This window comes from Streptomyces sp. AC627_RSS907, from assembly GCF_019049165.1.
This window is the reverse complement of the sequence record NZ_JAGMUE010000099.1, coordinates 1-25,419: the sequence shown is the minus strand read 5'-3', so window position 1 is coordinate 25,419 and position 25,419 is coordinate 1. Positions and strand designations below refer to the sequence as shown.

The following is a 25,419-nucleotide window of genomic DNA, read 5'->3' as shown; positions in this document are numbered from 1 at the left end:
GCCCCGCTGCGGGCAGTCGTGCCGCTGGGGCGGCACGGGTGGGCGCAGCGGCACTTTGTAGCGCCGGGCCGCCCCGCGCCCCCCGCCCACACCCACGCCGGGTGCCAGCCCCACGCCCCGCCGCGCGCAGCGCCCCGCGCCCACACCCACGCCGGGTGCCAGCCCCCCCGCCCCGCCGCGCGCAGCGCCCCGCGTTACTCCTGCGCAGACTCCTCCGTGGAGGCCGGTGCCGTGGGCCGGAGCTTCAGCCAGGTCAGGAAGAACAGGCCCAGCACCAGCATCCCCAGCCCGGTCCACAGGTTGATGTTCACCCCCTGCGCCTTGTCGATCTCGTCGTCGGACGCCGTGAAGCCCGCGATCGTCACGATGACGCCGTAGACCACGAACAGCCCGCCGATGATCCGCCGGATGTCGAACAGCCGTGCGGCGGTGACGGACTTGGTCTCCAGCTCGGAGACCTCGGCCTGGACGTTCTTGTCGGAGTAGGAATCAGACATGCTCTCTCAATCCTCCCGCGGTCAGAACGAGAACGGGATGTAGCAGGCGGCGGCCAGTACGACCGCGCCCCAGCCGAGCAGCGCCGGCCTGCGGTACCACGCGTCGTCGCCCTTGGCGGGGGCCTCGGTCATGCCGGGGGACGTGGTGCCGTAGACCAGGCCCTGGAGTTCGGCGGTCGGCTTGGGCGCGGTGAACAGGGACACGGCGACCATGACGACCGCGCCGGCCACGAAGCCCGCGATCGCGGAGACGAAGTTGGCGCCCTGGTCGGAGGGGATGTCGATGATGCCCTGCTTGTAGATGACGAAGTAGTTCACCATCGCCGCGGTGGTGCCCGCGATCAGGCCCCAGAAGCCGGACTTCATGGACGCGCGCTTCCAGAACATGCCGATGATGAAGACCACGAACATCGGCACGTTGAAGAAGGAGAAGAGCGTTTGGAGGTAGCTCATGATGTTCGAGAAGGACGACGCCAGGAACGCCGTGCCGATCGAGGCCAGGACGCCGATGACCGTGATCAGGCGGCCGAAGCGGACGTAGTAGGCGTCCTCGCGGTCCTTCACGACGTACTTCGCCCAGATGTCGGTGGTGAAGACCGTGTTGAAGGACGACACGTTCGCCGCCATGCCCGCCATGAAGGCGGCGAGCAGGCCGGTCACCGCGATGCCGAGGACGCCGTTGGGCAGCAGTTGCTGCATCAGGTACGGGATCGCGTCGTTGTACTGGAGGTCCGAGCCGGGGGTGCCGATCTTCGGGACCAGGACCGCGGCGACCAGGCCCGGGATCATCACGACGAAGACGATGAAGATCTTCGGGAAGGCGGCGATGAGGGGGGTGCGCTGGGCCGCCGAGAGGTTCTTCGCCGACAGGGCGCGCTGCACCTCGGCGAAGTTCGTCGTCCAGTAGCCGAAGGAGAGGACGAAGCCGAGGCCGAGCACGATGGTCAGCCAGTTGGCGCCCAGCGGGTTGTCGCTGCCGATGCCCGTGCCGCCCCATGAGGTCATGAAGTCGGCGCCGCGGGTCTGGGTGAGGGAGTCGGACAGGCCGTCCCAGCCGCCGACCTTCTTCAGGCCCAGGACGGTGATCGGGATGAGGCCGGCCAGGATCACGAAGAACTGGAGGACCTCGTTGTAGATCGCCGAGGACAGGCCGCCCAGGGTGATGTACGCCAGGACGAAGAAGCCGGCGACCACGATGGCCACCCACTCCGGCCAGCCCAGCAGCGCCTCGACGACGATCGCGAGGGCGTAGAGGTTCACGCCGGCGATCAGGATGGCGGCGAAGGCGAACAGGACGGAACTGAGCAGGTGCGCCGCCCTGTCGAAGCGGAGGAGGAGGAACTCCGGGACCGAGCGGACCTTGGAGCCGTAGTAGAACGGCATCATCACCAGGCCGAGGAAGACCATCGCCGGGATGGCGCCGATCCAGTACCAGTGGGTCGTGTAGACGCCGTACTGGGCGCTGTTGGCGGCCATGCCGAGGATCTCGGTGGCGCCCAGGTTGGCCGCGACGAAGGCGAGACCGGTGACCCAGGCGGGCAGCGAGCGGCCGGACAGGAAGAAGTCGAGGCTGGTCTTGACCGAACGGCGGGCGGCGAAGCCGATGCCGAGCACGACGACGAAGTAGATCCCGAGGATCGAGTAGTCGAGCCAGTTGGTGGGGAGTCGAAGCTCCGCGGCTAGATATGTGGGGGTATGCATACGAACTCGCTTCGTTGCGCGAACTGATCCGAGCGGAACCTACGCCTCCGCGTTCAGTAATTGAACACTTCTGGTGATGTTCTTTGTTTGATTGTGATGATCGGCCTGCTGGTGAGTTGTGATGTGTTATGTTTGATTGTGTTGGGTGATTGGGTGTGGGTGTAGAGGAGTACGGCAGTGAAGAAGACCTCGACCCGGCTGGCCGACGGTCGCGAGCTCGTCTACTACGACCTGCGCGACGACACGGTGCGGGACGCCGTGGACCGCCGTCCGCTGGAGCGGACCGTCACCACCTCCGAGGTCCGCCGCGACCCCCTGCTCGGCGACTCGGTCGCCATCGCCTCGCACCGCCAGGGCCGCACCTACCACCCGCCCGCCGACGAGTGCCCCCTGTGCCCCTCGCAGGGTGAGCGGCTGAGCGAGATCCCGGACTCGTCGTACGACGTGGTGGTCTTCGAGAACCGTTTCCCCTCGCTGGCCGGCGACTCCGGCCGCTGCGAGGTCGTCTGCTTCACCTCCGACCACAACGCCTCCTTCGCCGACCTGAGCGACGAGCAGGCCCGCCTCGTGCTCGACGCCTGGACCGATCGCACCGCGGAGCTGTCGCACCTGCCCTCCGTGGAACAGGTGTTCTGCTTCGAGAACCGGGGCGCGGAGATCGGCGTGACGCTCGGTCACCCGCACGGACAGATCTACGCCTACCCCTTCACCACCCCCCGCACCGCCCTGATGCTCCGTTCGCTGGCCGCGCACAAGGACGCGACGGGCGGGGAGAACCTCTTCGACGCCGTCCTGGACGAGGAGATGGCCGGTGAGCGCGTCGTTCTGGAGGGCGAGCACTGGGTGGCCTTCGTGCCGTACGCCGCGCACTGGCCGTACGAGGTGCACCTCTACCCGAAGCGGCGGGTGCCCGACCTGCTCGGGCTCGACGAGGCGGCGCGCACAGAGTTCCCCAAGGTCTACCTGGAACTGTTGCGGCGGTTCGACCGGATCTTCGGGGAGGGTGAGCCTCCGACGCCCTACATCGCCGCCTGGCACCAGGCGCCGTTCGGGCAGCTGGAGGACTTCGAGGGCGTGACGCGGGACGACTTCGCGCTGCACCTCGAGCTTTTCACCATCCGCCGCACGTCAGGCAAGCTGAAGTTCCTCGCGGGTTCCGAGTCCGGCATGAACGTGTTCATCAACGACGTGCCGCCGGAGCGCGCGGCCGAGCGACTGCGAGAGGTAGCGAGTTCATGAGCGGGAAGTACCTGGTGACGGGCGGTGCGGGCTACGTCGGCAGCGTGGTCGCCCAGCATCTGGTCGAGGCCGGCCACGAGGTCGTCGTCCTCGACAACCTCTCCACGGGATTCCGTGAGGGCGTGCCGGCGGGTGCCTCCTTCATCGAGGGCGACATCCGTGACGCCGCCAAATGGCTGGACTCCTCGTACGACGCCGTCCTGCACTTCGCCGCCTTCTCACAGGTCGGCGAGTCGGTCGTGAAGCCCGAGAAGTACTGGGACAACAACGTCGGCGGGACCATGGCCCTGCTGGAGGCCATGCGTACGGCGGACGTGCGCCGGCTCGTCTTCTCCTCCACGGCGGCGACGTACGGGGAGCCCGAGCAGGTCCCGATCGTCGAGTCGGCGCCGACGAGGCCCACGAACCCGTACGGCGCCTCGAAGCTCGCAGTCGATCACATGATCACCGGTGAGACCGCGGCCCACGGACTGGGCGCGGTCTCGCTGCGCTACTTCAACGTCGCGGGTGCCTACGGGGAGTACGGCGAGCGCCACGACCCCGAGTCGCACCTGATCCCGCTGGTCCTCCAGGTGGCGCAGGGCAGGCGTGAAGCCATCTCCGTCTTCGGCGACGACTACCCGACGCCGGACGGCACCTGCGTCCGCGACTACATCCACGTCGCCGACCTGGCCGAGGCCCACCTGCTGGCCCTGGAGGCGGCCGTCCCCGGCGAGCACCTCATCTGCAACCTGGGCAACGGGAACGGCTTCTCCGTCCGCGAGGTCGTCGAGACCGTCCGCCGGGTGACGGGCCACCCGATCCCCGAGGTCGTGGCCCCCCGCCGGGGCGGTGACCCGGCGGTCCTGGTGGCGTCGGCCGGCACGGCGCGGGAGAAACTGGGCTGGAACCCGTCCCGCGCGGACCTCGCGGGGATCGTCGCGGACGCGTGGGAGTTCGCGCAGCGGCGCGCGAACCAGGACTGAACGGAAGGGCGAGGGGACAGGGCATGGACGAGGCTGTCGCAGGAGCGGTCGGCGAGCGGTTCCGGGAGCTGTACGGGGCGGACCCGCAGGGGGTGTGGGCGGCGCCGGGCCGGGTGAACCTCATCGGCGAACACACCGACTACAACGACGGCTTCGTCATGCCGTTCGCCCTGCCGCACACCGCGGTCGCGGCGGTCTCCCGGCGCGACGACGGCGTCCTGCGCCTGCACTCGGCGGACATCGGCGCCGACCCCGTCGAGATGCGCGTGGCGGACCTGGCCCCCGAGTCGGACAAGTCCTGGACGGCGTACCCCTCGGGCGTGGTCTGGGCGCTGCGCGAGGCCGGCCACGAGGTGACCGGCGCCGACATCCACTTGGCCTCGACGGTCCCGTCGGGTGCGGGCCTGTCCTCGTCGGCGGCCCTGGAGGTCGTCGTCGCCCTCGCCCTGAACGACCTGTACTCCCTCGGCCTGCGCGGCTGGCAGCTGGCCCGCCTGTGCCAGCGCGCGGAGAACGTCTACGTCGGCGCCCCGGTCGGCATCATGGACCAGACCGCCTCCGCCTGCTGCGAGGCCGGGCACGCCCTGTTCCTCGACACCCGCGACCTCTCCCAGCGCCAGATCCCCTTCGACCTCGCCGCCGAGGGCATGCGCCTGCTCGTCGTCGACACCCAGGTCAAGCACTCCCACAGCGAGGGCGAGTACGGCAAGCGCCGCGCGGGCTGCGAGAAGGGTGCCGCGCTGCTGGGCGTGGACGCGCTGCGGGACGTGCCGTACGCGGAACTCGACGCGGCGCTGGAGCGCCTGGCCGACGACGAGGAGGTGCTCCGCCTGGTCCGGCACGTCGTCACCGAGGACGAGCGCGTCGAACGGGTCGTGTCCCTCCTGGAGTCCGGCGACACCCGCGCCATCGGCCCCGTCCTGGCCGAGGGCCACGCCTCCCTGCGCGACGACTTCCGCATCTCCTGCCCGGAGCTGGACCTGGTCGTCGACACGGCCCTCGCCTCCGGCGCCCTCGGCGCCCGCATGACCGGCGGCGGCTTCGGCGGCTCGGCGATCGTCCTCGCGGAGGAGGCCGACGTCGACGCCCTCACCAAGGCGGTGGAGGAGGCCTTCGCGGCGGCGGGCTACACGGCGCCCCGGGTGTTCGAGGCGGTGCCTTCGGCGGGGGCGCGGCGGGTGAGGTGACGGGCGGGGCGGACCGGGGGTCGTCGACCAGGGGCCTGTCTCCTACGGCCGTTGTCCCCCTGGCGAGCTACGCGCAGGTGTCCACCGCAGGGTGAAGATGCGGGACCGCTGCGTCCATAGAGTTCTCATCAGTCGCCGGGAACGACCGACCGGCCGGCCGAGAAAGATCCTCGAGGACTCGCACCCGTAGCCCACCCCCGCCTGCTGGAGGCCCCCGTGTTCCGCACCCTCGCCAAGACGACCGCTGCCCTCGCCATCGTCTGCACCGTGGCCGGCGCGGGGCTCGCCCTCGACGAGAAGTACGCCAAGGCCGACGCCGACACCAGGGACACGGCCGCCGAGGCGTTCCGGGGAGCCGCCTTCACGGGCACGAAGAAGATCCGCATCGACGGCCACGCGGTCAACGTCTCCTGCTCCGGCCGCCCCGAAGCGGACGAGCCCCTCGTGATGCTGATGGCCGGCGGCGGCGAAGGCCTGGACAACATGGCCCCCCTCCAGAAGGCCCTCGGCAAGACCTCCCGCGTCTGCTCCTACGACCGCCTCGGCGAAGGCCAGAGCGACAAGCCCGACGCGGGCCTGCAGACCATCAACGACAGCGGCGCCCTGCTCACCAAGGTCCTCGACCGCCTCGCGGGCGAGCGCCCCGTCGTCCTGGCCGGTCACTCCCTGGGCGGCTACATCGCTGCCCGCTACGCCCCCGACCACACCGACCGCGTCAAGGGCCTTGTCCTCCTCGACGCCACCATCCCCCACCTCACCCGCGACATGAACCGGACCATCCCCGCCGACGCCACCGGCCTGGCCGCCCAACTGCGCGACGGGGCGATCGCCGCCAACGAGGGTCAGAACCCGGAGCAGTTCGTCATCGCCGACGGCCCGGTCCGCTCCGCCGGCCGGATCCCCGTCGAGATCCTCAAGCACGAGTCCCAGTACGCCGAGGTCCCCGAGTACGGCCCCGCCCTGGAGCGGATGTGGGCCAAGGGCCAGCGCGAGTGGCTCAGGATCTCCCGCAACAGCCACCTCACCACCGCCAGGGGCAGCGGCCACTACATCCACACCGACCGCCCCGACCTCGCCCTCAAGACCATCCAGAAGGTCACCACCCGCGCCGCGCACGTCAGGTGACACCCCGCCCCCATACCGGCCCCGGGCCGTGGCATCCCCCGCCACGGCCCGGGGCCTCGAGCTGTTCGAGTCAACTCGGAAAGCCTTCTTCCCCGCCTTCGCGGACAAGTTGAGAAACACTCCGAGCCAACGGATGTGGCCGTGCAACTGCTGTCCCAGGACGGCGTCAAGAACACCGACCTCAGTTCGGGAGAGCTCGACGGAGCCCTCGCCGTCCGACGCGAGTACATCGCCGAAGCGGACAGTGAGAAGGGTGCAGACCTGGCCTCCCGCCGAGTGGAGTACATCGTGTCCGTACCGGACGACCCCAACCGCTGGTTCGTGGCTGCGTTCTCCACTGGACGATCCTCATGCGATCCAGCCACCGGCTGTCAGACGCTTCAAGTCACGGAATCTGGGTGAAGGGATCACGGTCTTCCGTTACCTGCCTCGGGAGGACTCGCCGCACCTGCTTGCATGTGCGCGCTATGCCTGGCGGGTCGAGGAACACGGCGCTGACGTCGTGATGTGGACAGCCACCGAGAACGTCGTCCGCGTCATGGAAGCCTCGCAGGACGTGGAACAGCTGGCGCACTCGTTGGCGATCTACGCTCCCTGAGCACACAGCCGGTACAGGCCATCACTCAGCTGTGGGGCCGGGCATGAGCAACTCGTTATGGCAGTAGGAGGCTGCGCTGGCCATTGCCGATGCCTCCGACGAAGGCTCGGTAGTCGGCCTCGGAGACTATGAGCACAGGGGCCTCGGGGTCGCCGACGTCATTGGAGTCGCGCAGGGCTACCACACCATCGACGAAGGCGACCTCGAGGCAGTTGTCGCCCCCGTCACTCAGGTCGCTCCTGGCCCAGGAGGCGTTGGTGAGGTCGACCTTCTTGTTCATGTGTAGCGGTCCTTGATCAGATCGTGGATGTGGCGTCGCGTTGCCTCTGCGTCGAGGGCTTCGGCGCGGAGGTGGTTGAACGCGGTTTCGTAGCGTCCGATGTCGCTATCTTCCTCCAAGTACAGAGATGTTGTCATCGGTTGCACTACGGCCACAGGGGGACCGGCGGGGAAGTGCATCAGGTGGAACGGCCCGTCGATGCCCGCATGGGCACCTTGGGCGAATGGGAGCACCTGGACCGTCACGTGCCTGTGCCGGTCGGTGATGTCGAGCAGGTGCTCAAGCTGAGCCTTCATGACCTGCTTGTTGCCCACTTCCCTGTGCAGTGCGGATTCGTCCAGGACGCACCAAAGGTGCAAGGGCGAGGGGCGTGACAGCGTCTGCTGTCGTGCCATGCGCAGCTCGACGAAGTTGTCGATCTCCCGATTGGTCTGCCACTTCCGGCTGCGCTCGACAATGGAACGGGCGTACTCCGCCGTCTGAAGCAGGCCGGGGATCAGCCAGGTGAAGGTCTCACTCTTCGACGCCAGGTCCTCAAGGTGCAGATACTCGGCGAAGGGGTCACGAATGGAATGGCGGTACTGATCCAGAAGGTTGCTCCGCCTCCCCGAACTTGCGAGGGTCGCCAGCCTGCGAAGCCGGTCGGCTCGCTCCGTGTTCTGGAGTCCGTACACCTCGAAGAAGCCGGCGAGCGCTATGGGCGGCACCCGCTGCTTGCCGTTCTCGATCTTGCTGAGAGCCGGGGCGCCGGAAAGCCCCAGTCGATCGGCTGCCTCCGCGAGACTCATCCCGGCCGCTTTGCGAAGCGTCCGGAGCTCCAGGCCAAGACGTCGCCGATGCAGGTTGGGCTGAGCGTCGGTCATGTTCTACCTCCCTGGTGCGCACGGTAGCGCCGACATGGCCGGCGTTCGTCGACTTCACTGACGGTGACTCTTTCGAGTGAGAACTATTGCGAGAAATATTGCTCAACAGCAACCATGCTCGCGGAGCTTCATGGCAACTCACCTGGTGGCAACGGATGTTGGGCCCGCGGCGAGACATGGTCGAGTCAGCGGCAAGGTAGTGAGAGAACGCCTGGTCACCCCCACATCCTTGCCTCGCGCCCAAGAGAACCGAAGGGGCATACATGCGACGCCTGTGCAGGAACCTCGCCCGCTGGACACAGCTCTTCCTGGAACCGACCGGACGCCATCGTCGAGTCGAGCCCCTGTCGCCGTCGGCAGCGACGGCACGGAGGGGCTCAGGGTTTGTGTCGGGACCGTGGCGGCAGCGCCGTACTGCTGCCCCGGCTCCCACCGTCCGCCACTGGCACGAGCCCATCGACGGCGCCTCCACCCCCCTCGTCCGCCCCTACCTCACCGCCTACGAGCGCGACGAGAAGGTGCGGATCCAGCGGCTGCGCCGCGACATCCTCCGGTGCGCCACCTACGGCGTCGATCTCGACGTCCGTGACATCCACGCCCGTTCGGCGGCGGCGTCATGAACGACGAGACGGACCGCGTACGGCTCCTGCCCTGGACCGGCGTCCACGGACGGACCGCCCTGCTTCTCACGGACGGCGACGGACCCGTCTCCCGGCTCGCCGACCGCATGGAGGCGGTGCAGCTCGGTCTGGGAGAGCGGCTGCTCGGGCGGGCGCGGGAACTGCTGACGGCGTCACGTCCGGAGGGTGAAGAACTCCGTCTCCTGACCGACCAGCTGGCGGACGCGCTCGAGGATTCCCTGCTCATCGCCAGGTCCCGGGGCATGCGCCTCGGTGAAACCGGGCGGGGCCCGGCGGGCGGGACGTCGCCGGCGCTGCGTGCGTACGGCCTGCTCACCCTCCCCGGTCAGGACCTCGCCTCTGCCCGAGCCGCACGGCACTACGTTCGTGACACGTGCCGGTCGTGGGCTCTGCCGCGCGGTACGACGGACGACCTGGTGGCCATCACCGGCGAACTGGTGGCCAACGCCCTGGAACACACGGGCAGCTCCACCGTCACGATCACCTGCGCCCTCACCGCCGGTGCGGTCACGGTCGGCGTGACCGACGACGGCAGGAGTGGCGGTACGCCGGTGATCTCCGCGTCGGCCGGTGCGTGCGAGGCGGAGCGTGAAGGCGGGCGAGGTCTGTTGATCACCGATGCGTTGGCCGCCCGGTGGGGGACACGGCGGACGGGCGGAGGGCTGACGGTGTGGGCCGAGGTCGCCGTCGGGGTCGTGGCGGGCGTCTCGGCCGGATCCGGGTGAGTCGAGTGCGGATTCGGGCCCGCGCGGGCAGGTCGTCGCCCGCATACTGGGAGCCGGGAGGACCCATGACCCAGGAGGCTTTGTACAGGCGTCTGCGTCACCGTCGTGATCGTATGACCCCGCCGCCGGGCTTCGCCTGGCCCGAGATCAGTGACGGGCAGCTTGTGATGATGACGAGCCCGCGGCCGCGGCACCAGTTCACCGCGAAGCTGGTGTCCCGGCAGCTCGATGCTCAGGTTCCGGACGGGTTCTTCGCGTTCGAAGCCACCGACATCGACGATGCGTCTCTCGGTGCGCTGCGCATCCCCGACATTCTCGTCTGCTCCGGCGACGCCATGCAGACCGATGACCCCCTCGACCCCCACGAGATCATCCTGGCGATCGAGATCGTCTCCCCGTCCAACCCCGACAACGACTACCGTGCCAAAACCCACGACTACTCCGCCATGGGCATCCCCCACTACCTGATCCTCGACCCGCGCGACGGAACGTGGACCTACCAGTGGGGGATCGGCCGGACCGAAGGTCGCCCCGCCTACGAGAACCGGCTCCACCTCCCGTACGGCAAGCCGGTCACCCTCGTCACCGAGCTCGGCACCTGGAGCGTCGAGACGACCGGCCTGCCCCGTTACAGCGCGAAGGACATGGGGCTGGAGCCCGAGTGACGGTGAGCGGCGCGGCAGGCGCTCGGTCGTCTCAGTCCCACCGCTTCACCAGCGTGTACTCCGTGACCCCCGGCGGGTAGTCGGGGATCACGCACATCACCTCGTAGCCGCGCCTGGTGTAGAAGCCCGGGGCCTGGAAGTCCCAGGTCTCCACGCGGGCGGCGGTGCAGCCGCGTTCGGTGCGGGCCGTGCGTTCCGCCTCGTCGAGGAGGGCGGAGCCCAGGCCCGCGGCGCGGTGTCCGTCGTCGACCCACAAGTACGTCACGTGCAGCCAGGTCGCCCAGGTATGGCCGACGAGTCCGCCCCCCAGCGCCCCGGTCTCGTCCAGCGCCCAGACGTGCAGAGGGAATTCGCGTTCGTGAGGGGTCCCGCGCAGCGAGCGCAGGACGGAGGACGCCACCGTGTTCGTCTCTCGCAGGCGGGTGCGCAGCAGATCACGCCGTGCCTTGTCTACTTCTGTCACGAGACGAAACATGCGGCTCACCATAAACGGGCCGGGCGGTCAGTTCTGCAAATAGCCTTCCGCTCCCGACGCCCGCCCGTACTCTGATGTGCAGCACCGGTGGGGGCCGGTGCCGTTCAGGGGGCGAGACAGCCGGGTACGGCGCCCGGGGCGGGGGAGCGGTTACTGCACGGCGGCGGCCGTGCGGCCCGCGGCGCCCGTCCCCGGGGTACCGGGCGCACAGCTGGATACGGGGCTTCGGGCGTCGTACCCGTGCCGGTGTCGTCCTTTGACGACGGGGTAGACGAGGTATCCCCTGCTCCTGCCGGAGCTCGGGGGAGGGGGTTTCGTGGTGCGTATCCGGGTCCTGGTCGTCGACGACCATCGCATCTTCGCCGAGTCGCTCGCCGCCGCTCTGGCCGCCGAGCCCGACGTCGACGTGTCCGCGGCCGGCAGCGGTCCGGCCGCGCTGCGCTGCCTGGAGCGGGCCGCGTCCGAGGGGCGACGGTTCGACGTGCTGCTCGTCGACGCCGATCTGGGCGGTCACGTGCCCGGCGCCCGGCCGGCCGTGCCCGTGCGGGACGGCGACGAGGACGGGCTCGTGGACGGCATCTCGCTGGTCGCCGGGGTGCGGTCGGGGCAGCCGGGGGTACGGATCGTCGTCCTCGCCGAGAGGGACGACCCCCGGCGGGCGGCCCTGGCCCTGGGGGCCGGCGCCTCCGGCTGGGTGGCCAAGGACTGCTCCCTGTCGCGGCTGCTCAGCGTCATCCGCGGCGTCCTGCGCGACGAGACGCATCTGCCGCCCGCCCTGCTCACCGGGGTGCTGCGCGAACTGACCGCCGCACGCAAGCACCGCACCGACAGCGAGCGGCTGGTGGAGTCGCTCACCCCGAGGGAGCGGGAGGTGCTGCGCTGCATGGTCGCCGGGCTGGGGCGCAAGGCCGTCGCCGAGCGGCTTTTCCTGTCCCCGCACACCGTGCGGACCCACATGCAGAACGTGCTGGGCAAGCTGGGCGTCCACTCCACCCTCGCCGCCGTGGCCCTCGCCCGGCGGGCCGGGGTGGGGCCGGTCGACCTAACCGGGAATGTTGTCGAACGGGGCGGTCAGCTGGCGTAGCAGTGCCGCCAGTTCGCCGCGCTGGGCGCGGGAGAGTTCGGCCAGGATGGCGCGCTCCTGCTCCAGCAGGCCCGCCAGCGACTGGTCCGCGCGGTCCCGGCCCTCGTCCGTGAGCCGCACCAGCACGCCGCGCCGGTCGCTGGGGTCGGGCAGGCGTTCCACCAGGCCCTTCTTCGCCAGGCGGTCGATGCGGTTGGTCATCGTGCCGGAGGTGACCAGGGTCTGGGTGAGGAGCTGTCCCGGCGAGAGCTGGTACGGGGAGCCCGCCCGGCGCAGTGCCGTCAGGACGTCGAACTCCCAGGGCTCCAGTTGGTGTTCGGAGAAGGCCAGTCGTCGAGCGCGGTCCAGGTGCCGGGCGAGTCTGCTGACCCGGCTCAGCACCTCGAGCGGTTCCACGTCGAGGTCCGGGCGCTCCCGGCGCCACGCTGCGACCAGTCGATCGACCTCGTCCTCCATGACGATCAGTGTAGTGGTTGTGTCGACGTGAAGTCTCTTGACGTCGACTGTCTTGACGTCAAGATAGTTTTCGCTGGGTACCCGCCCCGTACGGCCACCTGGAGGCACCATGTCCGCCCCCACCTGGGATCCCGCCCAGTACCTGCGCCACTCCGGCCACCGTGCACGCCCCTTCGCCGACCTCCTCGCCCGCGTGCCCGGCCTCCCCGCACGAGCGCCCCGCATCGCCGACCTCGGCTGCGGGCCCGGCAACGTCACCGCCCTGCTCGCCGACCGCTGGCCCACCGCCCGCATCACCGGCTACGACAACTCCGCCGAGATGCTCGCGCGGGCCGAGGAGCACGCCGGTCCCACCCCGGGCGGTGGCCGCCTGCGCTTCGCCCGCGCCGACGCCCGCACCTGGACCCCGGCCGAGCCGCACGACCTGATCGTCAGCAACGCCACCCTCCAGTGGGTCCCCGGCCACGTCGACCGCTTCGCCGACTGGATCGCCGCCCTGCGGCCCGGCGGCACCTTCGCCTTCCAGGTCCCCGGCAACTTCGACGCCCCCAGCCACCGCCTGATGCGCGAGCTCGCCGGCTCCCCGCGCTGGCGGGACCGCCTCGCCGGCACCCTGCGCCACGACGACGCCGTCCTCACCCCCGAGGCCTACCTCGCCCACCTGACCGGCCTCGGCTGTACGACGGACGCCTGGGAGACGACGTACGTCCACCTGCTGACCGGGGAGGACGCCGTGCTGGACTGGGTGAAGGGGACGGGGCTGCGGCCCGTGCTCGCCGCGCTCGACGACGACCCGGACGCCCGGGACGCGTTCGTCGAGGAGTATCGCCGGGCCCTGCGCGCCGCCTATCCGAGCGGCCCGCACGGCACCCCGTTCCCCTTCCGCCGCGTCTTCGTCGTCGCCCGGAAGGAAGGGTGACTCAGGGGGTGCGGCCCAGGTGGGGCACCAGGATGCGGACCACGTCGTCGTCGATGGCGTAGAGCACGCGATACTCCCCGACGCGCAGGCGGCGAATATCCGGTCCGTAGGGCGCGGAGTTGGCGGGGCGTGGCACCTTTGCCAGGCCGTCGACGGCTTCGTAGACGGCTGCGAGACCGACAGGGTCGTCGCCGAGGAACCGCACGGCCGCGTTGGTGGCCACCGGTTCCCAGATGATGCGGTAGGTCACGGGCGCAGCCCCAGCATGCGCCCGACCTCGTCATGGGGGATGCCCTCGCCGAGTGAGCCCTCGGCCTTGCGCCGCTGGTAGTCGGCAACCGCCAAGGCGTCTTCGAGATCCTCTATCACCTGCGGAGAAACGAGCAGCGCGGCCACGTGACCGTGATCGGTGAGGGCGATGGTCTCGCGGCTGTGGGCGGCGCGGCGGACCAGGTCGCCGAGCTGGGCACGGGCTGCGCTGATCGTGATCTCAGTCATGCGCACGTGATTACACAACATTAATCTTGTGTGCTGCTGCTTCAGCTCTTCCGGTGCCCGATCAGCCGCGGCTTCGGCTCCAGGCCGTCCAGCCCGTGCCACGCCAGGTTCACCAGGTGCGCCGCCACCTCCGCCTTCTTCGGGCGGCGCACGTCCAGCCACCACTGGCCGGTCAGGGCCACCATCCCGACCAGCGCCTGGGCGTACAGCGGGGCCAGCTTGGCGTCGAAGCCGCGGTTCTTGAACTCGCGGCCCAGGATGTCCTCCACCTGGGTGGCGATGTCGGAGATCAGCGAGGCGAAGGAACCCGTCGACTGCGGGATGGGGGAGTCGCGGACCAGGATGCGGAAGCCGTCCGTGTACTCCTCGATGTAGTCCAGGAGCGCGAACGCGGCCTGCTCGCACAGCTCACGCGGGTGGCCTGCGGTCAGCGAGCTGGTCACCATGTCCAGGAGCCGCCGCATCTCACGGTCCACCACCACCGCGTACAGCCCCTCCTTGCCGCCGAAGTGCTCGTACACCACCGGCTTGGACACCCCGGCCTTCGCCGCGATCTCCTCCACCGACGTGCCCTCGAAACCCTTCGCCGCGAAGAGGGTGCGACCGATCTCCAGCAGTTGCTGGCGACGCTCGGCACCGGTCATCCGGGTGCGGCGCGCACGCCGCGGCTTGTCGTTGCTGGGAGTGCTGGAGTCGGTCGCCACAGCGACCATCATGCCGCCTCGACGGTTTCCTTCCGGCGGCGGGCGCCGCCTTGGTCCGTGTTGCGGCGGGAATCGATACGCGAGCGTGACGGCCACCGGACGTCGTACGCCCACCCGAGCCGCTCGAACCAGCGGATCAGGCGAGCCGACGAGTCGAGCTGCCCCCGCATCACCCCGTGCCGCGCCGACGTCGGGTCGGCGTGGTGCAGGTTGTGCCAGGACTCACCGCAGGACAGGACCGCCAGCCACCAGACGTTGCCCGAACGGTCCCGCGACTTGAACGGACGCTTGCCGACCGCGTGGCAGATCGAGTTGATCGACCACGTCACGTGATGCAGCAACGCCACCCGGACGAGTGACCCCCAGAAGAACCCGGTGAACGCGCCCCACCAGGACATCGTGACCAGCCCGCCGATCAGCGCCGGCAGGGCCAGCGACACCACCGTCCACAGGACGAACTGGCGGGAGATCGCGCGCAGCGCGGGGTCCTTGACCAGATCCGGCGCGTACTTCTCCTGCGGCGTCTGCTCTTCGTCGAACATCCAGGCGATGTGGGCCCACCACAGGCCCTTGATCAGGGCCGGGACCGTCTCGCCGTACCGCCACGGTGAATGCGGGTCGCCCTCGGCGTCGGAGAACCTGTGGTGCTTGCGGTGGTCGGCGACCCAGCGGACCAGCGGCCCCTCGACCGCCATCGAGCCCGCGATCGCCAGCGCGATCTTCAGGGGCCGCTTCGCCTTGAAGGAACCGTGCGTGAAATGACGGTGGAACCCGATGGTGATGCCGTGGCAGCCCAGGAAGTAGAAGAACACCAGCAGCCCGAGGTCCAGCCAGCTGACCCCCCACCCCCACGCCAGTGGCACCGCCGCCACCAGCGCGAGGAACGGGACGGTGATGAACAGCAGCAGGGTGATCTGCTCGATCGAGCGTTTCTGCTCCCCGCCCAGCGTGGCGGAGGCCCCGGCGTCGTCGGGGCTCTTCGGGGCTTCTGGGATCACATCGGAACTCGTGGTCATGCGCGTCCTCTGGGGGGTCGAGGGTCGTGGCCTGTGCCGGGCTGCGGAACACGCGCGGCTTTCCTACGGTTCCGTAACCTACGGCGACGTAAGTATGACAGTGCGTCGCCTCGCGGCAAGAGCCCGAGAGCCTGCGCGTCCTGGTCGACACCTATCCTGGAGTCGGTCGGACAGCGCGGTCCGCTCTGAATACTTCCCGGACGCCCGGCCCCGTAAGCGGCTCCCGCCGCGCGAGACGCCGTCCGGGTTCCCTCCCAGACGAGCTTCAACACTGCAAGGAGCCGCACCTGTGAGCAGTGCCGACGACCAGACCACCACGACCAGCAGCGAGCTGCGTGCCGACATCCGCCGGCTGGGTGATCTCCTCGGGGAGACCCTCGTCCGGCAGGAGGGCCCCGAACTCCTGGAACTCGTCGAGAAGGTACGCCGACTCACCCGAGAGGACGGCGAGGCCGCGGCGGAACTGCTGCGCGGCACCGAACTGCAGACCGCCGCCAAGCTGGTCCGCGCGTTCTCCACCTACTTCCACCTGGCCAACGTCACCGAGCAGGTCCACCGCGGCCGCGAACTGAGAGCCCGGCGCGCCGCCGAGGGCGGACTGCTCGCCCGCACCGCCGACCGCCTCAAGGACGCCGACCCCGAGCACCTGCGCGAGACCGTCCGCAACCTCAACGTCCGGCCCGTCTTCACCGCCCACCCCACCGAAGCCGCCCGCCGTTCCGTCCTCAACAAGCTGCGCCGCATCGCGGCCCTCCTCGACACCCCGGTCATCGAGTCCGACCGGCGCCGCCTCGACACCCGCCTCGCCGAGAACATCGACCTCGTCTGGCAGACCGACGAACTCCGCGTCGTGCGCCCCGAGCCCGCCGACGAGGCCCGCAACGCCATCTACTACCTCGACGAACTGCACGCGAACGCCGTCGGTGACGTCCTCGAAGACCTCACCGCCGAGCTGGAACGCGCCGGCGTCAAGCTGCCCGACGACACCCGCCCGCTCACCTTCGGCACCTGGATCGGCGGCGACCGCGACGGCAACCCCAACGTGACCCCCCAGGTCACCTGGGACGTCCTCATCCTCCAGCACGAGCACGGCATCAACGACGCCCTGGAGATGATCGACGAGCTGCGGGGATTCCTCTCCAACTCCATCCGCTACACCGGCGCGACGGAGGAACTGCTCACCTCCCTGCGGACCGACCTCGACCTGCTCCCCGAGATCAGCCCCCGCTACAAGCGCCTCAACGCCGAGGAGCCCTACCGGCTCAAGGCCACCTGCATCCGGCAGAAGCTGGAGAACACCAAGCAGCGCCTCGCCAAGGGCACCCCCCACGAGGACGGCCGCGACTACCTCGGCACCGCCGAACTCATCGACGACCTGCGCATCGTCCAGACCTCGCTCAGGGAGCACCGCGGCGGCCTCTTCGCCGACGGCCGCCTCGCCCGCACCATCCGCACCCTGGCCGCCTTCGGCCTCCAGCTCGCCACCATGGACGTCCGCGAACACGCCGACGCCCACCACCACGCCCTCGGCCAGCTCTTCGACCGGCTCGGCGAGGAATCCTGGCGCTACGCCGACATGCCCCGCGAGTACCGCACCAAGCTGCTCGCCAAGGAGCTCAGGTCCCGGCGTCCGCTGGCCCCCACCCCGGCCCCCGTCGACGCCGCCGGCGAGAAGACCCTCGGTGTCTTCCAGACCGTCAAGCGCGCCCTGGAGGTCTTCGGCCCCGAGGTCATCGAGTCCTACATCATCTCCATGTGCCAGGGCGCCGACGACGTCTTCGCCGCGGCGGTACTGGCGCGGGAGGCCGGCCTCATCGACCTGCACGCCGGCTGGGCGAAGATCGGCATCGTGCCGCTGCTGGAGACCACCGACGAGCTCAAGGCCGCCGACACCATCCTGGAAGACCTCCTCGCCGACCCCTCGTACCGGCGCCTGGTCGCCCTGCGCGGCGACGTCCAGGAGGTCATGCTCGGCTACTCCGACTCCTCCAAGTTCGGCGGCATCACCACCTCGCAGTGGGAGATCCACCGCGCCCAGCGCCGCCTGCGCGACGTCGCCCACCGCTACGGAGTGCGGCTGCGCCTCTTCCACGGTCGCGGCGGCACCGTCGGCCGCGGCGGCGGCCCCACCCACGACGCCATCCTCGCCCAGCCCTGGGGCACCCTCGAAGGCGAGATCAAGGTCACCGAACAGGGCGAGGTCATCTCCGACAAGTACCTCATCCCCTCCCTGGCCCGGGAGAACCTGGAGCTGACCGTCGCGGCCACCCTCCAGGCCTCCGCCCTGCACACCGCGCCCCGCCAGTCCGACGAGGCCCTCGCCCGCTGGGACGCCGCCATGGACGTCGTCTCCGACGCCGCCCACACCGCGTACCGCAAGCTGGTCGAGGACCCCGACCTGCCGACGTACTTCCTGGCCTCCACGCCGGTCGACCAGCTCGCCGACCTGCACCTGGGCTCGCGGCCCTCCCGCCGCCCCGGCTCGGGCGTCTCGCTCGACGGACTGCGCGCCATCCCGTGGGTGTTCGGCTGGACCCAGTCCCGGCAGATCGTCCCCGGCTGGTACGGCGTCGGCTCCGGTCTGAAGGCGCTGCGCGAGGCGGGGCTGGACACCGTCCTGGACGAGATGCACCAGCAGTGGCACTTCTTCCGCAACTTCATCTCCAACGTCGAGATGACCCTCGCCAAGACCGACCTGCGCATCGCCCAGCACTACGTCGACACCCTCGTCCCGGAGGAGCTCAAGCACGTCTTCGACGCCATCAAGGCCGAGCACGAGCTCACCGTCGCCGAGGTGCTGAAGGTCACCGGCGAGAACGAACTGCTCGACGCCGACCCCGTCCTCAAGCAGACCTTCGCCATCCGCGACGCCTACCTCGACCCCATCTCCTACCTCCAGGTCGCCCTCCTCGGCCGCCAGCGCGAAGCCGCCGCCGCGGGCGAGGAAGCCGACCCGCTGCTCGCCCGGGCCCTGCTCCTCACGGTCAACGGTGTGGCGGCGGGCCTGCGCAACACCGGCTGACGCGCAACGAACCGACACGACGGTGCCCCCGCGCTCACGAGGAGCACGGGGGCACCGCTGTATCCGCGTCACACCGCGACGAACGCCGCCGTCAGCAGAGCCACCCCCGACCCCGCCAGCACCCACGCCGCCCGCGTCCGCCGCAACCCGCCCGCCACCACCACCGACGCCAGCAGCAGCGCACCGCCCAGCGGCACCCACGCGTACAGCACCCCGGCGGGACCCGAACGCACCGCGTCGTCGCTGCCCGGCTTCAGCACCACCGAGTACGTCCGCCCCTCGGCCACCGCGACCGAGTCCTCCAGGACCACCCGCTCCCGCGCCTGCGACCCCGCCGACACCGGCGCGTACGGCCCACTGCACGAACCGCCCCCGCACCGCGTCACCTCGACGGTGCCCTGCTCACGCCCCTTGGTCAGCAGCACGTGCTGCGCCGTCCCCCACGACGCCCACACACCGGCGATCAGGATCAGCGCCGCGACCGTGCCCATCGCGGCGATCCGGCCGAACCGGAGCACGGCGGACGAGGCCTGACGGGGACGGGCAGCGGCGGCTGAGGCAGGCATGGCCGGGATCATTGGCCATGTCCGTACGACCGGTCAACTCACTCGCGAGGCAAGAAGGGACAAGTCAGGAGTTGTACGCGCTCTGCGCCCGCTCCAGGCCCTCGATCACCAGGGCCTCCACCGCGTCCGCCGCCCGGTCCACGAAGTAGTCCAGTTCCTTGCGCTCCGCCGAGGAGAAGTCCCGCAGCACGAAGTCCGCCACCGGCATCCGGCCCGGCGGCCGTCCGATCCCGAACCGCACCCGGTGGTAGTCGGGACCCAGCGCCTTGGTGATCGACTTCAGCCCGTTGTGCCCGTTGTCCCCACCGCCCAGCTTCAGCCGCAGTACGCCGTAGTCGATGTCCAGCTCGTCGTGGACCGCCACGATGTTGCCGACCGGCACCTTGTAGAAGTCCCGCAGCGCCGTCACCGGTCCGCCCGACACGTTCATGTACGACATCGGCTTCACCAGCACCACCCGCCGGTTGGCCGGCCCGGGTGGTCCGATCCGCCCCTCGACCACCTGCGCCTGCGCCTTGCCGTGCCGCTTGAACCGCGCCCCCATCCGGTCCGCCAGCAGATCCGCCACCATGAAACCCACGTTGTGCCGGTTCGAGGCGTACTCGGGGCCTGGGTTGCCGAGACCGGCCACCAGCCAGGGAGCACCCGCGTCCGTCGTCACGTTCGTGTCTCCTTCGTGTCCTTCATCACCCGTCCACACATACACGTCGGCCGCTGCCCCGCGCGGGAGCAGCGGCCGACGAAGAAAGACCGTACGGGAGGATCAGGCCTCGGCGGCCGCTTCACCCTCGCCCTCGGCGGGGGCTTCCTCGGCCTGCGAGGCCAGGACCTGCAGGACGACCGTGTCCCCGTCGACGGCCAGCTTCACGCCGGACGGCAGCGTGATGTCCTTGGCGAGGACCGAGGCACCGGCCTCCAGACCCGCGACCGACACGGTGACCTGCTCCGGGATGTGCGTGGCCTCGGCCTCGACCGGCAGCGCGTCCAGGACGTGCTCCAGCAGGTAGCCGCCCGGGGCCAGCTCGCCCTCGGCCTGCACCGGGATCTCGACGGACACGGTCTCGCCGCGCTTCACCAGCTGCAGGTCGACGTGCTCCAGGAAGCCCTTGATCGGGTCACGCTGCACCGACTTCGGGATCGCCAGCTCGTTGGTCTTGCCGTCGATGTCCAGCGCGATCAGCACGTTGGAGGTACGCAGCGCGAGCAGCAGCTCGTGGCCCGGAAGGGTCAGGTGGATCGGGTCCGAACCGTGACCGTACAGAACACCGGGGACCTTGTTGTCACGACGGATGCGACGCGCGGCACCCTTGCCGAACTCGGTGCGCGTCTCGGCGGTGAGCTTCACCTCGGACATGATCACTCCTCGTAGAGGTAGAAACGGACGTGGTCACCCGGCCACGAACGGCCTGCTACGAAGAGCGCGTCGATTACGGACCGCCACACTCGTCAAACACGAGTACGGCCTCCCTCGCCGAGCAACTTCAGCAGTCTACTCGGAGAGGAAGGCCGTACCCAAAACGATCTGTGCAGAACGGTTACTGCTCGTCGAACAGGCTCGTCACCGAACCGTCCTCGAACACCTCACGCACGGCACGCGCGATCGTCGGCGCGATCGACAGCACCGTGATCTTGTCGAGCTCCAGCTCGTTCGGCGTCGGCAGGGTGTTCGTGAAGACGAACTCGCTCACCTTCGAGTTCTTCAGGCGATCCGCCGCCGGGCCCGACAGCACACCGTGCGTCGCCGTCACGATGACGTCCTCCGCACCGTGTGCGAACAGCGCGTCCGCCGCCGCGCAGATCGTGCCACCGGTGTCGATCATGTCGTCGACCAGGACGCAGATGCGGCCCTTCACGTCACCCACGACCTCGTGCACCGTGACCTGGTTCGCCACGTCCTTGTCGCGCCGCTTGTGCACGATCGCCAGCGGCGCGCCCAGACGGTCGCACCAGCGGTCCGCCACCCGCACCCGGCCCGCGTCCGGAGACACCACCGTCAGCTTCGACCGGTCCACCTTCGCACCCACGTAGTCCGCGAGCAGCGGCAGCGCGAACAGGTGGTCCACCGGCCCGTCGAAGAAGCCCTGGATCTGGTCCGTGTGCAGGTCCACGGCGAGGATGCGGTCCGCGCCCGCCGTCTTCATCAGGTCCGCGATCAGACGCGCCGAAATCGGTTCACGGCCCCGGTGCTTCTTGTCCTGCCGCGCGTAACCGTAGAACGGCACGATGACCGTGATGGAGCGGGCCGACGCCCGCTTCAACGCGTCGATCATGATCAACTGCTCCATGACCCACTTGTTGATCGGAGCCGTGTGGCTCTGGATCAGGAAGCAGTCCGCACCGCGCGCCGACTCCTGATAACGCACGTAGATCTCGCCGTTCGCGAAGTCGAAGGCCTTCGTCGGGACGACCCCGACACCCAACTGCTGGGCGACCTCCTCGGCAAGCTCGGGGTGGGCGCGGCCGGAGAAGAACATCATCTTCTTCTCGCCGGTCGTCTTGATCCCGGTCACAGCACTTTCTCCTCAGAGGTTTCGCAGCTGAGCGTCACGACGCTCTCCCGGCTGGCTGCGGGGGCGTCTCAGCTGGTGGGGTGCGGATGTGCACTTATCACGGTACGCCGTGTTCGACGCACCGGTTTCCGGTCAGCCTTCGCCGCCCGGCTCCGGAGCCGCCGCCTCGGCCGCCTTCGCCGCCGCGCTCCCCGGACGCTTACGAGCCACCCAACCCTCGATATTCCGCTGCTGGCCACGGGCCACGGCCAGCGAACCGGGGGGCACATCCTTGGTGATCACCGAGCCGGCGGCGGTGTAGGCACCGTCCCCGACCGTGACAGGAGCCACAAACATGTTGTCCGACCCCGTACGGCAGTGGGACCCCACCGTCGTGTGGTGCTTGTCCTGTCCGTCGTAGTTGACGAACACGCTCGCCGCACCGATGTTCGTGTACTCGCCGATCGTCGCGTCACCCACATAGGAGAGGTGCGGGATCTTGGTGCCCTCTCCGATCGAGGCGTTCTTCGTCTCGACGTACGTGCCCACCTTGGACTTGAGCCCCAGACGCGTACCGGGCCGCAGATACGCGTACGGACCCACCTTGGCCTCCGGACCCACCTCGGCCCCCATCGAGACCGTGTTGTCCACGCGCGCGCCCGCACCGACCCGGGTGTCCGTGAGCCGGGTGTTCGGGCCCACCTCGGACCCCTCCGCGAGATGCGTGGCACCGTGCAGCTGCGTGCCCGGGTGGACGACCACGTCCTGTTCGAAGGTCACCGTCACGTCGACCCACGTCGTCGCCGGGTCCACGACCGTCACGCCGGCCAGCATCGCCCGGGTCAGCAGCCGGTCGTTGAGGATCCGGCGGGCCTCGGCGAGCTGCACCCGGTTGTTGATCCCGGCGATCTCCCGGTGGTCGCCCGCCACGCAGGCGCCGACCCGGTGACCGGCCTCGCGCAGGATGCCGAGGACGTCGGTGAGGTACTCCTCACCCTGGCTGTTGTCGGTCCGCACCTTCCCGAGCGCGTCGGCGAGCAGCCGCCCGTCGAAGGCGAACACCCCGGAGTTGATCTCGCGGATCGCCCGCTGCGCATCGGAGGCGTCCTTGTGCTCCACGATCGCGGTGACCGCGCCGGAGGCCCCGTCCCGCACGATCCGGCCGTACCCCGTCGCGTCCGGCACCTCGGCCGTCAGCACGGTCACGGCGTTGCCGTCGGAGGAGTGCGTGGCGGCGAGCGCCTGGAGCGTCCGGCCGGTCAGGAGGGGGGTGTCACCGCAGACGACCACGACGGTGCCGTCCACGGCGCCGCCCAGCGCCTCCAGACCCATCCGCACGGCGTGACCGGTGCCGTTCTGCTGCTCCTGCACGGCGGTGCGCACGTCGGGGGAGACCTCTGCGAGGTGCGCGGTGACCTTCTCGCGGGCGTGCCCGACGACGACGACCAGGTTCTCGGGGTCGAGTTCACCGGCGGCGGCGAGCACGTGCCCGACGAGGGAACGGCCGCACAGCTCGTGCAGGACCTTGGGTGTGGCCGACTTCATACGGGTGCCCTCACCCGCTGCGAGAACGACGACGGCTGCCGGGCGAATGGCGCTCACGGGATGCCCTTCGGCTTTGAGGGGGGTGGGGGTGGACATCCGCAGGATACCGGGGTGATCGGGGGCGGACATGAGTCCGGGCCCTGACGGGAAGGTCAGGGCCCGGACGCGAGCTCCCCCATCAGGATTCGAACCTGAACTTAAGGGACCAAAACCCTCAGTGCTGCCTGGTTACACCATGGGGGATGGAACTCGGCTGAACCGGACATTCGGTTGGGCCGCCGAGTCGGCACCCAACACTATGCCGTACCAAGCGCCTTCGACGCGACGGTGTGGGGTGCGACGGCAGGGATCGGTGCTGTCGGGGGTGCGGATCGGTGCTGTCGGCGGTGTGGACCGGTGCTGCCGGGGGTGCGGATCGGTGCTGTCGGGGGGTGTGCCGTACGCGCGCCCCGGGCCGGAATCCCTGCCTCCGGTGCCGGACCGGCGAGGGTTCGCAGGTTCGAGCGGTATCGCGTCGTATCGCTTGCCGAAAGTCGCCGGAAATGTGCCGCCCGCCGCCCGTAGGCTGGAGGGCATGACCACGACGGGGGAAGACCACGCACCGGCCCGGGGTGGGCCTTGGTGGTGGGACAGGCGGCGCGGTGCGGTGCTCGATGTGAGTCTCGGTGTCGCGTCCGCGCTGGAGTGTGGGGTGGAGGGCGTCCGCTTCTCACGGGAGGCCGGGATTCCGTGGGCGGCGGGGGTCGTCTTCGGGTTGCTGGCCGGTTCGACGCTGGTGGTGCGGCGGAAGTGGCCGATCGCGGTGGTGCTGGTGGCGATCGCCGTCACGCCGGCCGAGATGGGCTTCCTGCTGGGCATCGTCGGCCTGTACACGCTGGCGGCGTCGGAGCTGCCGCGGCGGATCATCGGCGCGCTGGCCGGGATGTCGTTGCTGGGCACGCTGATCGTGACGTTCGTGCTGGTGCGGCAGGACATGGCGCGGGAGGACCTGGAGATCGGGGGGTGGTTCCTGCCCTTCGCGTCGATCACGACCTCGCTGGGGATGACCGCGCCGCCGTTGCTGCTGGGCATGTACGTGGGGGCGCGGCGGCGGTTGATGGAGAGCCTGCGGGAGCGGGCGGACAGCCTGGAGCGGGAGCTCCAGTTGCTCGCGGAGCGGGCGGAGGAGCGTGCCCAGTGGGCGCGTAACGAGGAGCGGACGCGGATCGCGCGGGAGATGCACGACGTCGTCGCGCACCGGGTGAGTCTGATGGTGGTGCACGCTGCCGCGCTCCAGGCAGTGGCGCGCAAGGACCCCGAGAAGGCGGTGAAGAACGCGGCCCTCGTCGGAGACATGGGGCGGCAGGCGCTGACGGAGCTGCGGGAGATGCTCGGGGTGCTGCGCAGCGGCGACGGTGGGCGTGCGGAGCGCGCGTCGGTGCCGTTGGCCGCGGTGGGGGTGGCCGCCGCGGCGGCGGCTTCGCGGGCGGCGGAGGACGGTGAGGGGCCGTGCCTGTCGGAGCTGGACGAGCTGATCGGGCAGTCGGAGGCGGCCGGGATGGTCGTGGATCTGTCCGTGGAGGGGGAGCGGCGGTCGTACGCGGCGGAGGTGGAGTCGACGGCGTTCCGGGTGGTGCAGGAGGCGTTGACGAACGTGCACAAGCACGCGGCGGGCGCGAAGACGTATGTGCGGCTCGCGCACCGGGTGTCGGAGATCGCGATGCAGGTGGAGAACGAGCCGCCGCCGAAGGTGCCGGCGGAGTCGTCCGCGCGGCTGCCGTCGGGGGGCAACGGGCTGGTGGGGATGAAGGAACGGGTGTCCGCTCTGGGGGGTGTGTTCGTGTCGGGGCCGACGGATGCCGGGGGGTTCCGGGTGTCGGCGGTGATTCCGGCGTCCTGAGCGGCGTCCTGGTCAGCCCGCGGTGAGGCGGGCCGGCTGGGTGCCGGTGACGAGGGCGGCGAGGGCCTGGTCGATGTCGGGGCCGAGATACCAGTCGCCGGTGTGATCGAGGGCGTAGACGCGGCCGACGGTGTCGATGGCGATGAGGGCCTGGCTGTCGGTCTCGGCGCCGAGGGGGCAGGTCTGGGTGTCGAGGGCGCGGCCGAGGTCGCCGAGGGTGCGGGCCATGTGGAGGCCGTGGAGGGGGTCGAGGTGGAGGGTGGCGGGGGCGATCTGACGG

General features: G+C 69.9%; 28 protein-coding genes. 12 read left to right on the top strand and 16 right to left on the bottom strand.

The features are described from left to right. Positions 1 to 194 precede the first annotated feature (194 nt). Positions 195 to 497: a hypothetical protein gene (locus tag KUM32_RS22485; protein WP_217143743.1), complete on the bottom strand. Its 303-nt coding sequence runs from the start codon at positions 495 to 497 to the stop codon at positions 195 to 197. Positions 498 to 518: 21 nt separating this feature from the next. Then, complete coding sequence (locus KUM32_RS22480) at positions 519 to 2,198, bottom strand: sodium:solute symporter family protein (RefSeq protein ID WP_217143742.1); 1,680 nt, start codon at positions 2,196 to 2,198, stop codon at positions 519 to 521. 177 nt (positions 2,199 to 2,375) lie between these two features. Between KUM32_RS22480 and galT the strand changes: the two genes are divergently transcribed. From galT to KUM32_RS22455, 5 genes are all read left to right on the top strand, one after another. Continuing rightward, positions 2,376 to 3,437: a galactose-1-phosphate uridylyltransferase gene (gene galT / locus KUM32_RS22475; RefSeq protein ID WP_217143741.1), complete on the top strand. Its 1,062-nt coding sequence runs from the start codon at positions 2,376 to 2,378 to the stop codon at positions 3,435 to 3,437. Continuing rightward, the gene (galE, locus tag KUM32_RS22470; protein WP_217143740.1) at positions 3,434 to 4,402 is read left to right on the top strand and encodes a UDP-glucose 4-epimerase GalE; all 969 of its coding nucleotides are present in this window, start codon (positions 3,434 to 3,436) and stop codon (positions 4,400 to 4,402) included. The genes galT and galE overlap by 4 nt, the downstream gene beginning before the upstream one ends. A 23-nt stretch (positions 4,403 to 4,425) precedes the next feature. Beyond that, positions 4,426 to 5,589: a galactokinase gene (gene galK, locus KUM32_RS22465; protein ID WP_217143739.1), complete on the top strand. Its 1,164-nt coding sequence runs from the start codon at positions 4,426 to 4,428 to the stop codon at positions 5,587 to 5,589. Positions 5,590 to 5,805: 216 nt separating this feature from the next. Beyond that, positions 5,806 to 6,714 carry an alpha/beta fold hydrolase gene (locus KUM32_RS22460; protein ID WP_217143738.1) on the top strand — a complete coding sequence of 303 codons (909 nt, stop codon included), beginning with the start codon at positions 5,806 to 5,808 and terminating at the stop codon, positions 6,712 to 6,714. A 141-nt stretch (positions 6,715 to 6,855) separates the two neighbouring features. Further along, complete coding sequence (locus KUM32_RS22455) at positions 6,856 to 7,116, top strand: hypothetical protein (protein ID WP_217143737.1); 261 nt, start codon at positions 6,856 to 6,858, stop codon at positions 7,114 to 7,116. Positions 7,117 to 7,367: 251 nt separating this feature from the next. Here KUM32_RS22455 and KUM32_RS22450 read toward each other — a convergent pair whose 3' ends face one another. Together KUM32_RS22450 and KUM32_RS22445 are read right to left on the bottom strand one after the other, a co-directional pair. Then, positions 7,368 to 7,592, bottom strand: coding sequence for a DUF397 domain-containing protein (locus KUM32_RS22450; protein ID WP_217143736.1), 225 nt, complete (start codon positions 7,590 to 7,592; stop codon positions 7,368 to 7,370). Then, positions 7,589 to 8,455 (bottom strand): helix-turn-helix transcriptional regulator, encoded by an 867-nt coding sequence (locus KUM32_RS22445; RefSeq protein WP_217143735.1) that lies wholly within the window; start codon positions 8,453 to 8,455, stop codon positions 7,589 to 7,591. The genes KUM32_RS22450 and KUM32_RS22445 overlap by 4 nt, the downstream gene beginning before the upstream one ends. Positions 8,456 to 8,841: 386 nt before the next feature. Here KUM32_RS22445 and KUM32_RS22440 point away from each other — a divergent pair, with 386 nt between their 5' ends. The 3 genes from KUM32_RS22440 to KUM32_RS22430 all read left to right on the top strand — a co-directional run bounded on the left by KUM32_RS22440 (position 8,842) and on the right by KUM32_RS22430 (position 10,486). After that, positions 8,842 to 9,075 (top strand): hypothetical protein, encoded by a 234-nt coding sequence (locus KUM32_RS22440; protein ID WP_217143744.1) that lies wholly within the window; start codon positions 8,842 to 8,844, stop codon positions 9,073 to 9,075. Next, complete coding sequence (locus KUM32_RS45005) at positions 9,072 to 9,821, top strand: ATP-binding protein (RefSeq protein ID WP_217143734.1); 750 nt, start codon at positions 9,072 to 9,074, stop codon at positions 9,819 to 9,821. Before KUM32_RS22440 ends, KUM32_RS45005 begins: the two co-directional genes overlap by 4 nt. Positions 9,822 to 9,934: 113 nt before the next feature. After that, positions 9,935 to 10,486: a Uma2 family endonuclease gene (locus KUM32_RS22430; protein ID WP_217143733.1), complete on the top strand. Its 552-nt coding sequence runs from the start codon at positions 9,935 to 9,937 to the stop codon at positions 10,484 to 10,486. A 31-nt stretch (positions 10,487 to 10,517) separates the two neighbouring features. Here KUM32_RS22430 and KUM32_RS22425 read toward each other — a convergent pair whose 3' ends face one another. Beyond that, the gene (locus tag KUM32_RS22425) at positions 10,518 to 10,973 is read right to left on the bottom strand and encodes a GNAT family N-acetyltransferase (RefSeq protein WP_217143732.1); all 456 of its coding nucleotides are present in this window, start codon (positions 10,971 to 10,973) and stop codon (positions 10,518 to 10,520) included. Positions 10,974 to 11,277: 304 nt separating this feature from the next. Here KUM32_RS22425 and KUM32_RS22420 point away from each other — a divergent pair, with 304 nt between their 5' ends. Continuing rightward, positions 11,278 to 12,045, top strand: coding sequence for a response regulator transcription factor (locus KUM32_RS22420; protein ID WP_217143731.1), 768 nt, complete (start codon positions 11,278 to 11,280; stop codon positions 12,043 to 12,045). On the opposite strand, the gene tamR is transcribed toward KUM32_RS22420, so the two are convergent. Further along, positions 12,004 to 12,501 (bottom strand): MarR family transcriptional regulator TamR, encoded by a 498-nt coding sequence (tamR, locus tag KUM32_RS22415; protein ID WP_217143730.1) that lies wholly within the window; start codon positions 12,499 to 12,501, stop codon positions 12,004 to 12,006. The genes KUM32_RS22420 and tamR overlap by 42 nt on opposite strands. Positions 12,502 to 12,610: 109 nt before the next feature. On the opposite strand from tamR, the gene KUM32_RS22410 reads away from it, so the two are divergent. Continuing rightward, positions 12,611 to 13,420, top strand: coding sequence for a trans-aconitate 2-methyltransferase (locus KUM32_RS22410; RefSeq protein ID WP_217143729.1), 810 nt, complete (start codon positions 12,611 to 12,613; stop codon positions 13,418 to 13,420). Between the two features lies 1 nt (position 13,421). On the opposite strand, the gene KUM32_RS22405 is transcribed toward KUM32_RS22410, so the two are convergent. The 4 genes from KUM32_RS22405 to KUM32_RS22390 are packed head-to-tail and all read right to left on the bottom strand — an operon-like array spanning position 13,422 to position 15,638. Continuing rightward, positions 13,422 to 13,670, bottom strand: coding sequence for a type II toxin-antitoxin system RelE/ParE family toxin (locus tag KUM32_RS22405; RefSeq protein WP_217143728.1), 249 nt, complete (start codon positions 13,668 to 13,670; stop codon positions 13,422 to 13,424). Continuing rightward, positions 13,667 to 13,918: a type II toxin-antitoxin system Phd/YefM family antitoxin gene (locus KUM32_RS22400; RefSeq protein WP_217143727.1), complete on the bottom strand. Its 252-nt coding sequence runs from the start codon at positions 13,916 to 13,918 to the stop codon at positions 13,667 to 13,669. The genes KUM32_RS22405 and KUM32_RS22400 overlap by 4 nt, the downstream gene beginning before the upstream one ends. Positions 13,919 to 13,959: 41 nt before the next feature. Then, on the bottom strand, positions 13,960 to 14,634 hold the full coding sequence (locus KUM32_RS22395; RefSeq protein WP_217143726.1) for a TetR/AcrR family transcriptional regulator: 675 nt from the start codon (positions 14,632 to 14,634) through the stop codon (positions 13,960 to 13,962). Continuing rightward, positions 14,631 to 15,638, bottom strand: a complete 1,008-nt coding sequence (locus KUM32_RS22390) for a fatty acid desaturase (RefSeq protein WP_217143725.1) — start codon at positions 15,636 to 15,638, stop codon at positions 14,631 to 14,633. Before KUM32_RS22390 ends, KUM32_RS22395 begins: the two co-directional genes overlap by 4 nt. 289 nt (positions 15,639 to 15,927) lie before the next feature. On the opposite strand from KUM32_RS22390, the gene ppc reads away from it, so the two are divergent. Then, a complete protein-coding gene (ppc, locus tag KUM32_RS22385) occupies positions 15,928 to 18,660 on the top strand; it encodes a phosphoenolpyruvate carboxylase (RefSeq protein WP_217143724.1) in 2,733 nt (910 codons plus the stop codon). A 68-nt stretch (positions 18,661 to 18,728) separates the two neighbouring features. Here the strand turns inward: ppc and KUM32_RS22380 are convergent, their stop codons facing one another. From KUM32_RS22380 to glmU, 5 genes are all read right to left on the bottom strand, one after another. Next, the gene (locus KUM32_RS22380; RefSeq protein WP_217143723.1) at positions 18,729 to 19,238 is read right to left on the bottom strand and encodes a hypothetical protein; all 510 of its coding nucleotides are present in this window, start codon (positions 19,236 to 19,238) and stop codon (positions 18,729 to 18,731) included. A 52-nt stretch (positions 19,239 to 19,290) separates the two neighbouring features. Next, complete coding sequence (gene pth, locus KUM32_RS22375; RefSeq protein WP_217143722.1) at positions 19,291 to 19,887, bottom strand: aminoacyl-tRNA hydrolase; 597 nt, start codon at positions 19,885 to 19,887, stop codon at positions 19,291 to 19,293. Between the two features lie 102 nt (positions 19,888 to 19,989). After that, entirely contained in the window at positions 19,990 to 20,580 is a 591-nt protein-coding gene (locus KUM32_RS22370) for a 50S ribosomal protein L25/general stress protein Ctc (protein ID WP_217143721.1), read from the bottom strand. A gap of 181 nt (positions 20,581 to 20,761) precedes the next feature. Beyond that, a complete protein-coding gene (locus tag KUM32_RS22365; RefSeq protein ID WP_061444301.1) occupies positions 20,762 to 21,736 on the bottom strand; it encodes a ribose-phosphate diphosphokinase in 975 nt (324 codons plus the stop codon). Between the two features lie 132 nt (positions 21,737 to 21,868). Then, positions 21,869 to 23,317 carry a bifunctional UDP-N-acetylglucosamine diphosphorylase/glucosamine-1-phosphate N-acetyltransferase GlmU gene (gene glmU / locus KUM32_RS22360; protein ID WP_217143720.1) on the bottom strand — a complete coding sequence of 483 codons (1,449 nt, stop codon included), beginning with the start codon at positions 23,315 to 23,317 and terminating at the stop codon, positions 21,869 to 21,871. A gap of 517 nt (positions 23,318 to 23,834) precedes the next feature. Between glmU and KUM32_RS22355 the strand changes: the two genes are divergently transcribed. Then, a complete protein-coding gene (locus KUM32_RS22355) occupies positions 23,835 to 25,139 on the top strand; it encodes a sensor histidine kinase (protein WP_217143719.1) in 1,305 nt (434 codons plus the stop codon). A gap of 12 nt (positions 25,140 to 25,151) precedes the next feature. Here the strand turns inward: KUM32_RS22355 and KUM32_RS22350 are convergent. Beyond that, a partial coding sequence (locus KUM32_RS22350; RefSeq protein WP_217143718.1) for an SUKH-3 domain-containing protein occupies positions 25,152 to 25,419 on the bottom strand: 268 nt, incomplete at its 5' end.

Coding starts and splice junctions, on each gene's coding strand:
- KUM32_RS22485 (WP_217143743.1), bottom strand. CDS start 497: ATGTCTGATTCCTACTCCGACAAGAACGTCCAGGCCGAGGTCTCCGAG.
- KUM32_RS22480 (WP_217143742.1), bottom strand. CDS start 2,198: ATGCATACCCCCACATATCTAGCCGCGGAGCTTCGACTCCCCACCAAC.
- galE (WP_217143740.1), top strand. CDS start 3,434: ATGAGCGGGAAGTACCTGGTGACGGGCGGTGCGGGCTACGTCGGCAGC.
- galK (WP_217143739.1), top strand. CDS start 4,426: ATGGACGAGGCTGTCGCAGGAGCGGTCGGCGAGCGGTTCCGGGAGCTG.
- KUM32_RS22450 (WP_217143736.1), bottom strand. CDS start 7,592: ATGAACAAGAAGGTCGACCTCACCAACGCCTCCTGGGCCAGGAGCGAC.
- KUM32_RS22445 (WP_217143735.1), bottom strand. CDS start 8,455: ATGACCGACGCTCAGCCCAACCTGCATCGGCGACGTCTTGGCCTGGAG.
- KUM32_RS45005 (WP_217143734.1), top strand. CDS start 9,072: ATGAACGACGAGACGGACCGCGTACGGCTCCTGCCCTGGACCGGCGTC.
- KUM32_RS22430 (WP_217143733.1), top strand. CDS start 9,935: ATGACCCCGCCGCCGGGCTTCGCCTGGCCCGAGATCAGTGACGGGCAG.
- KUM32_RS22425 (WP_217143732.1), bottom strand. CDS start 10,973: ATGGTGAGCCGCATGTTTCGTCTCGTGACAGAAGTAGACAAGGCACGG.
- tamR (WP_217143730.1), bottom strand. CDS start 12,501: ATGGAGGACGAGGTCGATCGACTGGTCGCAGCGTGGCGCCGGGAGCGC.
- KUM32_RS22410 (WP_217143729.1), top strand. CDS start 12,611: ATGTCCGCCCCCACCTGGGATCCCGCCCAGTACCTGCGCCACTCCGGC.
- KUM32_RS22400 (WP_217143727.1), bottom strand. CDS start 13,918: ATGACTGAGATCACGATCAGCGCAGCCCGTGCCCAGCTCGGCGACCTG.
- KUM32_RS22395 (WP_217143726.1), bottom strand. CDS start 14,634: ATGATGGTCGCTGTGGCGACCGACTCCAGCACTCCCAGCAACGACAAG.
- KUM32_RS22390 (WP_217143725.1), bottom strand. CDS start 15,638: ATGACCACGAGTTCCGATGTGATCCCAGAAGCCCCGAAGAGCCCCGAC.
- KUM32_RS22380 (WP_217143723.1), bottom strand. CDS start 19,238: ATGATCCCGGCCATGCCTGCCTCAGCCGCCGCTGCCCGTCCCCGTCAG.
- KUM32_RS22370 (WP_217143721.1), bottom strand. CDS start 20,580: ATGTCCGAGGTGAAGCTCACCGCCGAGACGCGCACCGAGTTCGGCAAG.
- KUM32_RS22355 (WP_217143719.1), top strand. CDS start 23,835: ATGACCACGACGGGGGAAGACCACGCACCGGCCCGGGGTGGGCCTTGG.